This is a genomic window from Antarcticimicrobium sediminis (assembly GCF_004348975.1).
Taxonomy (GTDB): Bacteria; Pseudomonadota; Alphaproteobacteria; order Rhodobacterales; family Rhodobacteraceae; genus Antarcticimicrobium; species Antarcticimicrobium sediminis.
Map to the genome: position 1 here is coordinate 299,105 of NZ_SMFP01000002.1, position 13,165 is coordinate 312,269.

General features: G+C 63.0%; 11 protein-coding genes and 1 tRNA gene. 7 read left to right on the plus strand and 5 right to left on the minus strand.

Annotated elements, in window-relative coordinates; all coding sequences use genetic code 11:
* Positions 1-8: 8 nt before the first annotated feature.
* Entirely contained in the window at positions 9-1,229 is a 1,221-nt protein-coding gene (locus tag E1B25_RS04740) for a bifunctional alpha/beta hydrolase/OsmC family protein (RefSeq protein WP_132827521.1), read from the minus strand.
* Between the two features lie 103 nt (positions 1,230-1,332).
* On the opposite strand from E1B25_RS04740, the gene E1B25_RS04745 reads away from it, so the two are divergent.
* Complete coding sequence (locus E1B25_RS04745; protein WP_245510621.1) at positions 1,333-2,280, plus strand: endonuclease/exonuclease/phosphatase family protein; 948 nt, start codon at positions 1,333-1,335, stop codon at positions 2,278-2,280.
* A gap of 118 nt (positions 2,281-2,398) precedes the next feature.
* Complete coding sequence (locus E1B25_RS04750; protein WP_132827523.1) at positions 2,399-3,163, plus strand: heme-dependent oxidative N-demethylase family protein; 765 nt, start codon at positions 2,399-2,401, stop codon at positions 3,161-3,163.
* Positions 3,164-3,218: 55 nt separating this feature from the next.
* On the opposite strand, the gene E1B25_RS04755 is transcribed toward E1B25_RS04750, so the two are convergent.
* The 4 genes from E1B25_RS04755 to E1B25_RS04770 form a co-directional block, all read right to left on the minus strand.
* The gene (locus E1B25_RS04755; protein ID WP_132827524.1) at positions 3,219-4,103 is read right to left on the minus strand and encodes a hypothetical protein; all 885 of its coding nucleotides are present in this window, start codon (positions 4,101-4,103) and stop codon (positions 3,219-3,221) included.
* Positions 4,104-4,312: 209 nt separating this feature from the next.
* The gene (locus E1B25_RS04760; protein WP_206338507.1) at positions 4,313-5,107 is read right to left on the minus strand and encodes a lytic murein transglycosylase; all 795 of its coding nucleotides are present in this window, start codon (positions 5,105-5,107) and stop codon (positions 4,313-4,315) included.
* A gap of 184 nt (positions 5,108-5,291) precedes the next feature.
* Complete coding sequence (gene glnA, locus E1B25_RS04765) at positions 5,292-6,698, minus strand: type I glutamate--ammonia ligase (protein WP_132827526.1); 1,407 nt, start codon at positions 6,696-6,698, stop codon at positions 5,292-5,294.
* Positions 6,699-6,744: 46 nt separating this feature from the next.
* Positions 6,745-7,083, minus strand: a complete 339-nt coding sequence (locus E1B25_RS04770; RefSeq protein ID WP_132827527.1) for a P-II family nitrogen regulator — start codon at positions 7,081-7,083, stop codon at positions 6,745-6,747.
* Between the two features lie 168 nt (positions 7,084-7,251).
* Between E1B25_RS04770 and E1B25_RS04775 the strand changes: the two genes are divergently transcribed.
* The 5 genes from E1B25_RS04775 (at position 7,252) to E1B25_RS04795 (ending at position 13,165) form a co-directional block, all read left to right on the plus strand.
* Positions 7,252-8,853, plus strand: coding sequence for an NAD(P)H-hydrate dehydratase (locus E1B25_RS04775; protein WP_132827528.1), 1,602 nt, complete (start codon positions 7,252-7,254; stop codon positions 8,851-8,853).
* Positions 8,854-8,950: 97 nt separating this feature from the next.
* Positions 8,951-9,033, plus strand: a tRNA-Leu gene (locus tag E1B25_RS04780).
* 382 nt (positions 9,034-9,415) lie between these two features.
* Entirely contained in the window at positions 9,416-10,747 is a 1,332-nt protein-coding gene (locus E1B25_RS04785) for an ATP-binding protein (protein WP_132827529.1), read from the plus strand.
* Complete coding sequence (locus E1B25_RS04790) at positions 10,744-11,739, plus strand: NADH-quinone oxidoreductase subunit B family protein (RefSeq protein ID WP_132827530.1); 996 nt, start codon at positions 10,744-10,746, stop codon at positions 11,737-11,739. Before E1B25_RS04785 ends, E1B25_RS04790 begins: the two co-directional genes overlap by 4 nt.
* Positions 11,732-13,165: a nickel-dependent hydrogenase large subunit gene (locus E1B25_RS04795; protein ID WP_132827531.1), complete on the plus strand. Its 1,434-nt coding sequence runs from the start codon at positions 11,732-11,734 to the stop codon at positions 13,163-13,165. The genes E1B25_RS04790 and E1B25_RS04795 overlap by 8 nt, the downstream gene beginning before the upstream one ends.

Consider the following 13,165-nt stretch of genomic DNA (forward strand, 5'->3'; position numbering starts at 1 on the left):
CGGGCCTCTCACCCCTCGGGTTCGACCAGCCTGCTGTCCACCTGCGCGCCGTGGCTGAGCGTGCGGTGCACCGGGCATTTGTCGGCGATCTCCAGCAATCTGGCGCGCTGTTCTGCGTCCAAATCGCCGCAAAGCCGGATCTCTCGGGTGAAGCGGTCGATCTTGCCGGGGGTGCCATTGCCGACATCGGCGGCGTGTTGCTTGTCATGGCTGATATCGACGCTGACACCGGTGAGCGGCCAGTTCTTGCGCCGGGCATACATGCGAATCGTCATCGAGGTGCAAGCGCCCAACCCGGCGGCCAGCAGCCCATAGGGGGACAGCCCGCGCTCGGTGCCGCCAACCGCGCGCGGCTCATCGGCCAGAAGGTGGTGGGGCCCGGACTGAACGTCCTGCAGAAAACCGTCGGGATCGGCCTCGGCCACCCGCACCACGCCCTCGGGCGTGTCGGGGCGGGGGGCTGGGGCTGGCAGCTCGACATAGCGGCGCGCCCAGGCGGCAATCACCTCGGCGGCGTATTCGGCATCCTCGCCCCGGCTGATGAGATGGTCGGCGGTGTCGAGCGTGACAAAGCTTTTGGGGTGCTTCTTGGCGAGGAAGATCTTGGTGGCATTGTCGATTCCGACCACTTCATCGCGCGGCGCGTGCATGATCAGCAGCGCTGCTTTCATCTCGTGCAGGGCCTTGTCCAGTTTGGCCCCTTGTACGTCTTCGACAAAGGCGCGGGAGATGCAGAAGGCGCGCCCGCCAAGATCGACCGACGCGACACCCTTTGCCGCGATCTCGGGCAGGGCATGGGCGAAATTTTCGGTGATATGCGCAGGATCGTGGGGGGCCCCCAGCGTAACCACGGCGCGCACGCTGGCGATCTGGTTGGCGGCGCTGATCACCGCCGCGCCGCCCAGTGAATGGCCGATCAGCAGCGCAGGCGCCATGCCGCGCCCCTTGAGATACTCCGCCGCCTTAAGCAGGTCTGCGACGTTGGAGCTGTAGTTGGTATTGGCAAACTCGCCCTCGGAATGGCCCAGCCCGGTGAAGTCAAAGCGCAGCACCGCGATGCCCATCGCCGCCAGTCGCGCCGCGATCCGACGGGCGGCGGGGATATCCTTGGAGCAGGTAAAACAGTGGGCAAACAGCGCCGTGGCCAGATGCGGCCCGTCCGGTAGATCTAGCCGCGCGGCAAGTTCGGTTCCGTCATGGCCGGGGAAGGTGACGCGTTCGCTGGGCATGGGTTGTCCTTTCTTGCCGTGCGGGTCTAAGGCTGGGCATCTGGGCGGGGTTTAGCAAGCCCCGGCAACGGGAAAGTGAAAAGAGGAACGTGGTCAGGTGATAATGGGATTGCGCAAGGTCGGCTGGGTCGGGGCGCTGGCCGCGCTGGTCGGGGTCTTGGTGGGCTATGGCGGGGCTTTGCATCCGGCGGGCGATAGTCTGGCGGTGTTCCGGGTGCCATTGGCAGGGCTGGCGGGGCTGATGCTGGTGCTGTTGCGCCGCCCGAGGCGTCGGGTGCTGCTTGGGCTGGCTGTGGTCGTGCTGGCGCTGGTGCCCCGGTTCTGGGCGCAGGTGTCAGGGGTTGGGATAGGATCGGTGGCAGCGACGGCGCTGGCGGCCGGGCAGGCGCCGGGGCAGTTGACGGGGCAGGCAGCAGAGCGCGCCGTGCTGACGATCTATCAAAAGAACCTGTTGTTTAACCGGCCCGACCCAAAGCCGCTGGTGGCTGATATTCGCGCCCGTTCGCCCGATATCGTGACCTTGCAGGAGGTCGATGGTCGCAATCGCGCGGTGCTGGAGGCGCTGCAGCAGGATTTCCCCTATCAGCAGTATTGCGATTACCGCGCGGTGGGCGGAACCGCCGTGCTGTCGCGCTGGCCCGCGGTTCCGGGCAGCGCGCTTTGTGCCTATGGGCTGAGCGCGCTGCAGGTCGAGACGCCGGGTGGCCCGGTCTGGGCGGTGGCGCTGCATCTGCGCTGGCCTTGGCCCTATGGACAGGCGGAGCAGCTTGACGGGCTGGAGCCGGTGCTGCGCACCCTGAGCGGGCCAAAGGTGATCGGCGGCGATTTCAATTCTGTCGCTTGGTCGCATGCGGTGACCCGGGTGGCACGGGCCAGCGGCACCCGGCGCGTGGGCCGTGAAGCGGTCAGTTTTGCCTTGCCCTATGGTGGGTTCGGGGTGGGAATCGACCATGTGCTGGCCAGCGGCGCACAGTCTGGCACGATCCAGATTCTGGAGCGGCTGGGCTCTGATCACCGGGGCGTTCTGGCGCGGGTGTCGGTCACGCCCTGAGGCGGCTCGCCTTCCTTTGGGGCCAAGGACGGGAGGGGCGCAGTCGGGCTTTGCCTGCGACGTATGGTCAGATCGCTTTGGGGCCGACAGAGGCCAGTCAGGATGTTAATCTGAACGGATGAGCAAGATCCTGCAGACCCGCATCCCCTATGACATCGCCGCGCAACGCCGGTTGCCGGGCATTCAACCCATGGCGGTGGAGGACTGGCTGATTCGCGACGACGCCTTTGCCGAACAGATGGCCTATCGCGACCAGTTGCTGGCCGGGCGGCGGGGGGCGGTTCTGGCCATGGACGAGTCCGCGCGCGACGCTGCCGAAGAACTGCTGGATCTGGTGTTGGAGCTGGCCTATCCCGGTGCAAAGGGCGAGGCGACACGTCCCGATGGCGTCACGGTACCGATCAAGCGCGACGATCCGATGGGCACCTTGGGACGGTTGGTGCAAGAGGATCTGTGCCTGTTGCAAAAGCGCGAGGGCGACGATGAACATGTGCTGACCGCCGCCGCGCTGTGTTTTCCGGCAAGTTGGATGCTGGCGGAAAAGGTGATGCGCCCGCTGACGGCGATCCATGTCCCGGTGGCCGAGTATGACGGCAATATTGCGGCGCGGGTGCAACGGCTGTTCGATGGGGTGCAGCCGGACCGGCCGTTGTGGCGGTTCAATGCGCTATGGTACGGGGATCCCGATCTGCACCAGCCGCGCAGCGAGACCGAGCGGCGCCCGGAAGGCGGCAACGGGAGCACCGATTTCCTGCGCAGCGAACGGCAATCTGTGCTGCGGCTGCCGCGCACGCGCGCGGTAGTGTTTTCAATCCACACCTTCGTTCTGGCGCGGGCCGACGCGCCAGCGGGAACCGAGGGGCTTGACCGCGTCGAGAGCTGAGGGATCGCTGCGGGGCGAGGCCAGACGTCCCGGTTTCCCCGCTTTGCCGCCCCGTTCAGATCGGCAGATAGGACATCGCGTTGGCCAGCAGGCCCGATCCGCTGCTTGAAGCGACAAAGGCGGTGAGCGCCAGCACATGGGTGTTGAGGCGGAAATCCTCGCCCTTGGCCAGATTGATCGCCGCCATCGAGAGCGCCACCGGTGCGGATAGAAACACCAGCATGCCGGTCATGCCCCACGTGGCCAAGCGGCGAATGTTGGTCTCGGCTTTCTGCTCGGGCGTGGCGGGGGTGATCAGGTCGGCCATATCGTCGCGAAAGGCGAGCGCCAGCGATTCTTCTTCACCGATCAGGGCGATGCCGATCTGGTCAACAAACACGGTATCGGACTCGATGATTTCCGCTTGTTGCGACAGGTCTGATTCCATCTCGTCGACCGGGGTAAAGCGGTTGGATTTTGGGCCCTGGAAATGGGCGCGGCTGTGGACGCGGCGCGGCGTGACGTTGGCAAAGGCCCCCAGGAACTGTTCGACGCTCAGGATGGTTTCGGGGTTCATCCATTCGATCTGTTGCACCGGATAGGCATCGACCATCCGGTACAGCATGACCACCATCAAAAGCTCGGTGATATCGCGGTCCTCTTCACCCGGGGCCACGGGCATAAGAGAGAACTCCAGCCGGTGCATGGATTTGGAGGGATGTTTGCCCATCCGCTCAGGGGCGACGACGCGCCCGGCATAGGGTGCGGTTTCGACCGACAGTTTCACGATGTACTGGCTGGTGACAATGCGGGCCTGTTCGATGTTCAGCACGCTTTGACGGTCGACCAGATGGCCATAGTCCTGCAACGTGCTGGCGGCGATCCGGCAGAACCGTTCGATCGCGCCCTCAGTCATCCCCAGATAGACCAGTCCGCCGTGATACCAGTTTTCCCGTGTCACTGCGTGGAACCTCCGTTAGCCGTCGCGTGGTTAACCAAAATTAGCGTCGGATCAGGGAGAAAGTGTGTCAAAAACCGATAGATACCAAGGCAGGGAGTCAATCTGGCCACTGAGAAATGCGCGCGAATTCAATTTGTTGCGCGGTTAAGTCTGGAATTGGGGCGGAAGTGTGGCGCCACCCGGGCGAAGCTGGGGTCGGGGGCGGGCGCTCAACCGTCTATGCGGGCCGCCATGATCGCGATCGCCTGCTGGTAGACACTGGCGGCGTTCCATTGCCGGATCACCTCGAAATTGGGCTCGCCCGGTTGATAGCCGCGGCCCGGCTTCCAGCCTTTCTGGCGCAGGAAATTGGCGGTGGAGGCCAGCGCGTCTGACATGTCGTAGAAATCGACGCGCCCGTCCCCGGTGGCATCGACCCCAAAGGCCAGTGCATTGCCGGGGAGAAACTGGGTGTGGCCCAGTTCGCCATGTTTGGCACCCGGCGTGGCCCCGGTGATGGTGCCCTGATCTACCAGTTTCAACGCCGCGATGGCATGGGGCGTGAAGAAATCGGCACGGCGGCAATCAAAGGCCAGCGTCGTGATGGCCGAGACCACCGGGCTGTCGCCCATGAAATGGCCAAAGGCGGTTTCCATCCCGTGCAGCGCGATTAGAATTCCGGCGGGCACGCCATAGATCCGCTCCAGCGCGGCATAGAATTCGGGATGGCGTGCCTTGCGTTTGCGGCCCTGCGCCACAATCGTGTCGGCGCCGCGAACCTGCATGAACTTCTCGAGGCTGTAGCGAAAGCTTTTCTGGTTGCGGTCAGCGGCGATGGTGCTGGTGGCGTATTGCGCCTGTGCCAGGGCCTGCAACCCGCGTTGGCCGACGCCGGCGCGGCGCGCCTCCTCCGCGAAATCACGTTTCCAGGCGGCAAATCCTGCGCTGGTGTTGCCGCAGGGGGCAGCGGTCAGCGGCAGCGGCACAAGGGCGGTCAGGAGGAGGGCAAGGGCAAAGGATTTCATGGCGCTCATAAATGGGTTGTGGATCAAGGCCACCAGCTTGCCCGGTGCCGCGCGTTGGGGCAATCGTGAAATGGTGCGCGCCCGCTGTCCGCGTTGTCAGGCGTTTCCCAAGCGAGGGGCATCTGGCAATGAAAAAGGGCGCCGCAAGGGCGCCCTTTTATAGCCGTTTGTCCGCAAGGACAGATCAGCAGCTGTAGTACATGCCGTATTCAACCGGGTGCGGCGTGTGCTCGTAGGTTTGCACCTCTTCCATCTTGAGCGCGATATAGCCCTCGATCTGGCTTTTGGTGAACACGTCGCCCTGCAGCAGGAAGTCGTGATCGGCAGCCAGACAGTCCAGCGCCTCGCGCAGCGAGCCGCAGACGGTGGGGATGTCGGCCAGTTCCTCGGCGGGCAAGTCGTAGAGGTTCTTGTCCATGGCCTCGCCCGGGTCGATCTTGTTCTTGATGCCGTCAAGACCAGCCATCAGCAGTGCCGCAAAGCACAGATAGGGGTTGGCGCTGGGATCGGGGAAGCGGGCTTCGACGCGCTTGGCTTTCGGGCTTTCGGTCCACGGGATCCGCACGCAGCCCGAGCGGTTGCGGGCCGAATAGGCGCGCAGAACCGGAGCTTCAAAGCCCGGGATCAGACGCTTGTAGGAGTTCGTGCCCGGGTTGGTGAAGGCGTTCAGCGTCTTGGCATGCTTGAGAATGCCACCGATGAAATACAGCGCCTCGTCCGACAGATCGGCGTATTTGTCGCCAGCAAACAGCGGCTTGCCGTCTTTCCAGATCGACATGTTCACGTGCATGCCGCTGCCGTTGTCGCCAGCGATCGGTTTGGGCATGAAGGTGGCCGATTTGCCATAGGCGTGGGCCACGTTGTGGATCACGTATTTGTATTTCTGCAGCTCGTCGGCCTGTTTGGTCAGGCTGCCAAAGATCAGGCCCAGCTCATGCTGGCAGGAGGCCACTTCGTGGTGGTGTTTGTCGACCTTCATGCCGAGGCGCTTCATCGTAGACAGCATTTCCGAGCGCAGATCCTGCGCCTCGTCCACCGGGTTCACCGGGAAATAGCCGCCCTTGACGCCGGGACGATGGCCCATGTTGCCCATCTCGTACTCGGTGTCGGTGTTCCACGAGGCGTCGGTCGCATCGACCTCGTAAGAGACCTTGTTGATCGAGTTGGAGAAGCGCACGTCGTCGAACAGGAAGAATTCCGCCTCGGGGCCCATATAGGCCACATCGCCGATGCCGGAGGAGATCAGATAGGCCTCGGCCTTTTCCGCAGTGCCGCGCGGGTCGCGGTCATAGGCTTCACCGGTGTCGGGTTCGACCACCGAGCAATGCACACAGATGGTCTTTTCCGCATAGAACGGATCGACATAGGCGCTTTCGGTGTCGGGCATCAGTTTCATGTCCGAGGCTTCGATCGACTTCCAACCGGCGATCGAGGAGCCGTCAAACATGAATCCTTCTTCAAGGAAATCCTCGTCGACCAGATCTGCCACCACGGTGACGTGCTGCAACTTGCCGCGCGGGTCGGTGAAACGGATATCGACGTATTCCGCTTCTTCGTCCTTGATCAACTGGAGAACTGCATCCTTGCTCATTCTGCAATGTCCTTTTCTGTAGTATCGTTCGTGTTTCGGTATGGGTTCAGAGCGCGTCCGAGCCGGTCTCGCCGGTGCGGATACGAATGGCTTGTTCGACGGTGCTGACAAAGATCTTGCCGTCGCCGATCTTGTCGGTCTTGGCGGCCGCGATGATGGCGTCGATCGCGCTGTCGACCTGATCGTCGTCCAACACCACCTCGACCTTCACCTTGGGGAGAAAGTCGACAACATATTCGGCACCGCGATAGAGTTCGGTATGGCCTTTCTGGCGGCCGAAGCCTTTGACCTCGATCACGCTCAACCCCTGGACGCCAACGTCCTGGAGGGCCTCTTTGACTTCGTCGAGCTTGAACGGCTTGATAATAGCTTCGATCTTTTTCATCGCAGTCTCCTCGCAACCTTGTCTCGACGGGTCAGATCACTTCTAAATATCGGCTACAATCAGATACCGGTATGGGACGGTGGGGCGGGTTGCGGAAAAATTGGCTGCGAGTAAATTTTAGCCAGTATGAGTAAAAAATAAGCGGTTTTGAATCTTCAGGAGAAAGCCATGATCAGATTGCTGAGTGCCGCCCAGATGCGCGCAGTCGAACAGGCCGCCATTGGGTCAGGGGATGTGACCGGGCTGGAATTGATGGAGCGTGCGGGGCGTGGCGTCGTCGCGGCGATGTTCGATGTCTGGCCGGAACTTCAGGTTGCGCCGCTGCGGGCCATCATCCTGTGCGGGCCGGGCAATAATGGCGGCGACGGATTCGTGGTGGCGCGGCTGTTGCATGTGCTGGGCTGGGAGGTCGAGGTGTTCCTGTATGGCGAGGCCGGGGCGCTCCCCAAAGATGCAAAGACGAATTACGACCGCTGGCGGACGCTTGGCACGGTGTCCCGCTATGTCGATGCGGGGGAGGGCGGTTTTGCGCCCGATCTGTCCGGTGAAAGCACGCTGCTGGTCGATGCGTTGTTCGGAACCGGGCTTTCGCGCCCGGTGGAGGGGCTCAACGCCTTTGGTCGGGCGACGCAGGCGGCGGCAGGACGCGGACGGGGCGCGCGGGTCGTCGCGATCGACATCCCCAGCGGGGTCTGCGCCGACTCGGGCAAGCGTTTGACGGGGGGCGATCCAAACCGGGAGGTCGTCGAGATCCGCGCCGATCTGACCGTTTCGTTCCACGCGGAAAAGCTGGGTCACCGGCTCGCGGATGGTCCGCGCCTATGTGGCAAGGTCGTGGTCAAGAGCATCGGGTTGGAGCGCCTTGCGAAAACGCCTGCGACCGCGACGGCGGACAGCGACAATAGGGCGGTTCGACTGGTGCTGCGCAGCGGGCTGGGCGGCTTGGGCAAGGACCGGCAAACGCACAAATATGCCCAGGGTCATGCGCTGGTCCTGTCGGGCGGCTCGGGGCGCACCGGCGCCGCGCGGTTGGCGGCGCGCGGCGCGCTCAGGGTTGGCGCGGGGCTGGTGACACTGGGGGTGCCGCCAGCGGCACAGCAGGAAATCGCCTGTCAGATCACTGCCCTGATGCTGCGACGGGTGGCAGATGCTTCGGCGCTTTCCACAGTGTTGGAAGACGCGCGACTGACGGCGCTGTGTCTGGGGCCGGGGTTGGGTCTGGAGGATCGGGCGCGCGCGCTTGTCGCCACGGCGTTGGTGAGCCGGAGGGCGGTCGTTCTGGACGCCGACGCGCTGACGCTGATCGGGCGCGATCCGGCATTGTTCGGCGCGCTGCATGCAGGGTGCGTTCTGACCCCTCACGGGGGGGAGTTCGCGCGGTTGTTCCCCGATATTGCCGCGCGTCTGGCCGCGCTGGCGCGCAGTGGTCCGGCCTATTCCAAGGTGGATGCAACGCGAGAGGCCGCCGCGCGCGCGGGCTGCGTGGTGCTGTTCAAGGGGCCGGACACGGTGATCGCGGCCCCCGACGGGCGCTGTGCGGTGAATGCCGCCAGTTATGAGCGGGCCGCACCCTGGCTGGCGACGGCGGGGTCGGGCGATGTGCTGGCCGGCCTCATCGCCGGGTTGCTGGCGCGCGGCTTTGACCCGATGCAAGCGGCGCAGACGGCGGCATGGCTGCATGTGGAGGCGGCGCGCGCCTTTGGTCCCGGCCTGATCGCAGAAGACCTGCCCGAAGCGTTGCCGACTGTGTTTCGATCTCTTGGGCTCTAGGGGACAACAACGGTCCCCGGAAGGCGCGGTTTTTCCTCGCATCGTTTGTGAAGCTTTGCTAAGAGGCGCTGATCGCGCGGCTGGGGCCGCGCCGAGTGCGGGTGTGGCGGAATTGGTAGACGCACCAGATTTAGGTTCTGGCGCCTAGGCGTGGGGGTTCGAGTCCCTTCACCCGCACCACTCTAACATTTTGAAAATAAATAGAATTTTTGCGCCGACGGGCCTTTGTCCGCGTCAATGTTGTAACATTGGTTGCAGGGGGCGGGATTCCGCCCGGCTTGTGATTCCAAAAGACTTGCGCGGGATCAGGGGCAGGGGGCGCTGGTTCGGGCCAGTGTGTCCTTTGGGCAGCCTGCGAGGGCCGGTGATCTGCCTTGGGCGACTCCCGCTCACCGATAGGTTCAGCAACGCTCTGAAGTGGTCTCGAATTTTCCATGCACAGACACTGGTGTGAAGGAGTGGACACCCCGGTAGAAGCTGCATCTTTGCTGCGGTTGATGGGCCATTCTCCTGTTGCGCCGCTGATCCTGGCCTGACAGGCTTAGATATGGAGGCACAGGGTATGGCAACGGTTTCATCTCGCGTGGGTGGCGATCTGGGCAGCGGATTTGATGACGCGGCCTGGGTTGATGTGCTTGATGCCGTGGACAAAACCTATGCCGAGCTGGTCGATTACCAAGAGCAGCTCGAGGCGCGCAACGCGGAATTGTCGAGCATGCGGGCGTTCCTTGGATCAATCATGAGTTCGATCTCCGATTACCTCGTGGTGACGGACAAGGACGGGGTCGTCGCCGATGTCAGCCGGTCCTTTTGCGACGCGATTGGTCGCGACAAAGACGCTTTGTTGGGGCGCCCGATCGTTAGCTTTTTCGAGGGCGAGATGTGCCAGCGCATGAGGGATGTCATGACCGATCTGGCGAAAACCAAACAGGAAAGAACGTTCGAGGCCGATCTGGTGACCCGCGCCGGGGCGAGCCCGGTTGATTTTCGCGTGGCTCCGCGTCTGGATCGGCGCAAACGGCTGAGCGGGATCATCCTGACCGGGCGGCCATTGGGCGAATTGCGCCGCGCCTATCAGGAGCTTGAACAAAGCCATGAGAGCTTGAAGCAAGCTCAGACCCAGCTTGTGCGAACCGAGAAACTGGCCTCTCTCGGGCGGCTTCTGGCCGGGGTGGCGCATGAGCTGAACAACCCGATTTCCTTTGTTTATGCCAATACGCACAGTCTTCAGAAATACCTTGATCGGTTCGAGGCCTATTTCGAACGGGTCCAGGACGGCGCAAGCCGCGAGGAGTTGGTGGCGCTGCGTTCGGAATTGCGCCTTGAACGGGATCTGAAAAACCTGCGCGTGGCCATCGAAGGCGCGCGGGATGGATCGGAACGCGTGCGCGATATTGTCGAGGATCTGCGTCGATTGTCGTCGGACGGCTCGGGCGAGGTGACGGTCTTTGACTTGCGCCAGACGGCTATGATCGGTGCGGATTGGGTCAAGCGCGGCCTGAAAAACGAGATGAAGATCAGCGTGGAGGGCGAAAGCCACTGTTTGGCGATGGGGCGTCAGGGGCATGTGCAACAGGTGATCATGAACCTGATGCAGAATGCGGCCGATGCGATGCAGGGCGTGGAGGCCCCGGAAATCCGTGTGAAATTGTCCTATCAGGATGAGTTCGCGGTGCTGCAGGTCTGTGACAATGGCCCCGGTGTGCCGGAAGACCTGCGTGCAGCGATTTTCGACCCCTTCTTCTCGACCAAGGAGGTGGGGCAGGGCACGGGGCTTGGCCTGTCGATTTCTCTCAAGATTGCCGAGGAACATGGTGGGTCTCTCACCTATGTTTCCGATGGTGCGCCGGGGGCCTGTTTCCGCCTGATGCTCAAGCGGGGGGATGCGTCGTGAATATCCTCTGGCTGCAATCGGCGGGCTGCGGCGGGTGCACCATGTCGCTGCTCTGCGCGGAAAGCCCGAACCTGTTCGATCTGTTCGCCTCGGCGGGGTTGGAATTCCTCTGGCATCCCTCGCTTTCCGAGGCCTCCGGGGCAGAGGTGTGCCGCCTGCTGGAGGCGGTCGAGAGCGGTGCGCAAAAGCTGGATATCCTTTGTGTCGAAGGTTCGATCGTGCATGGGCCCAAAAACACGGGGCGCTATCACATGTTGGCGGGCACCGGGCGCTCGATGCTGGATTGGGTGCAAAGCCTTGCCCCCAAGGCTGAGCATGTCATCGCGGTCGGCACCTGTGCCACCTATGGCGGTGTGACGTCGGCGGGGGACAATCCCGCAGATGCGACGGGGCTGCAATATGACGGGCGACATGCGGGGGCTGCCTTGCCTGCGTCGTTTCGGGCGCGCTCCGGTTTGCCGGTGATCAATATCTCGGGCTGTCCGATACACCCCGATTGGGTGGCCGAGACCCTGCTGTTGCTGTCGCAAGGGGAATTGGGCGCTGACGATCTGGATATCTACGCCCGTCCGCGCTTTTACACCGACACGCTGGTGCATCACGCCTGCCCCAAGAACGAGTTTTACGAATACAAGGCCTCGGCAGAGGAACTGTCGCAAATCGGCTGCATGATGGAGCATCTGGGCTGCATCGGAACGCAGGCGGTCGGCGATTGCAACATCCGGCTCTGGAATGGCGAGGGAAGCTGCACCCGCGCGGGCTATCCCTGCATCAACTGCACCGCCCCCGAATTCGAAGAGCCCGGCCACGGATTTACCCAGACGCCAAAATTCGCAGGAATTCCGGTCGGGCTGCCCACCGATATGCCCAAGGCCTGGTTCATGGCGCTTGCCTCTTTGTCCAAACGCGCCACGCCCGCACGGGTGGCCAAGAATGCCACGTCCGATCGGATCATTGTGCCCCCCTCAGTGAAAAGCCGTAAACATGACTGACGCCACCACGCTGCTTGTTGGGCCGTTTAACCGGGTGGAGGGGGATCTGGAGATACGGCTCGAGGTCGCGGACGGGCGCGTCCGTGCCGCCTATGCCAATTCGCCCTTGTTTCGCGGCTTCGAAATGATCCTGCAAGGCAAGGGGCCGATGGATGCCTTGACCATCACGCCGCGTATTTGCGGCATCTGCTCGATCAGCCAGTCCATGGCGGCGGCCCATGCGCTGGCCGATCTGGCCCAAGTATCCCCCGCGCCAGAGGGGGCCAAGGTGGCGCAGCTTTTGCATATGGTCGAAAACGTGTCCGACCACCTGATGCATTTCAACCTGTTCTTCATGCCCGACTTTGCGCGCCCCATTTACAGTGACCGCCCGTGGTTTGACCGCGCCGTGACCCGCTTTACCGCGCTCAAGGGCAGTGCGCTCAAACGCGCAACCGAGGCGCGCACGCAACTGATGCATATCGTCGGGCTTCTGGGCGGGAAATGGCCCCATACCCTAGCCATTCAGCCCGGCGGCGTCACCTATGCGCCAACGGCGCGCGACAAGGTGCGTATCGGTGCCGATCTGGCTGCGTTTCGGAGCTATCTGGAAGAGGTCGTGTTTGGCGCGCCGCTTGAGGCCTTTGTTGACCTGACACAGATCGAACAGTTGTCAGGCTGGAGCAGTGGCGATCTGGCGCTGTTCCTGTCCATTTCCGATGATTTGTCTCTCGACACCTCAGGCATCGGGGCCGGGAAATATCTGTCCTTCGGAGCCTATCCCCTGCCAAGCGGGCCTTTGTTTCAACGCGGTATCCTGTGTGATGGCGTCGCGGGGCTGCTCGATCAGCGCGACATCGTCGAAGAGATTCCCAGTTCGTGGATGCTGGGCGCAGATGCGCATCCCTCGCAAGGCATGACGATGCCCGATGAGGACATGCGCGAGGACGCCTATAGTTGGTGCAAGGCGCCGCGACTGGGCGGTGTGCCCCATGAAACCGGCGCGCTTGCGCGGCAGGCAATCGACGGACATCCGCTTGCCGTGGCCTTGGCGCGCGAGGGATCGGTCCGCGCGCGCGTGGTTGGGCGCCTGTTGGAACTGGCGCGCAGCCAGATCGAGATGGAGCGCCTCTTGGCTTCGATCAACGTGCGCGAACCGTTCATGCGTCAGGTCAAATTGCCGAAAGAGGGCGCGGGTGTGGGTATGGTCGAGGCGGCGCGCGGCGCTTTGGGGCATTGGATCAAGGTCGAAAACGGGCTGATCTCCTCGTATCAGATCATCGCGCCGACGACTTGGAATTTCTCGCCGCGCGATCGCCATGGCGTGCCGGGTCCGCTTGAGGCGGCGCTGGTGGGGGCGTCCGTGCGCGCGGGCGAAGACACGCCCGTTTCGGTGCAGCATATCGTACGCTCGTTTGATCCCTGCATGGTTTGTACGGTGCACTGA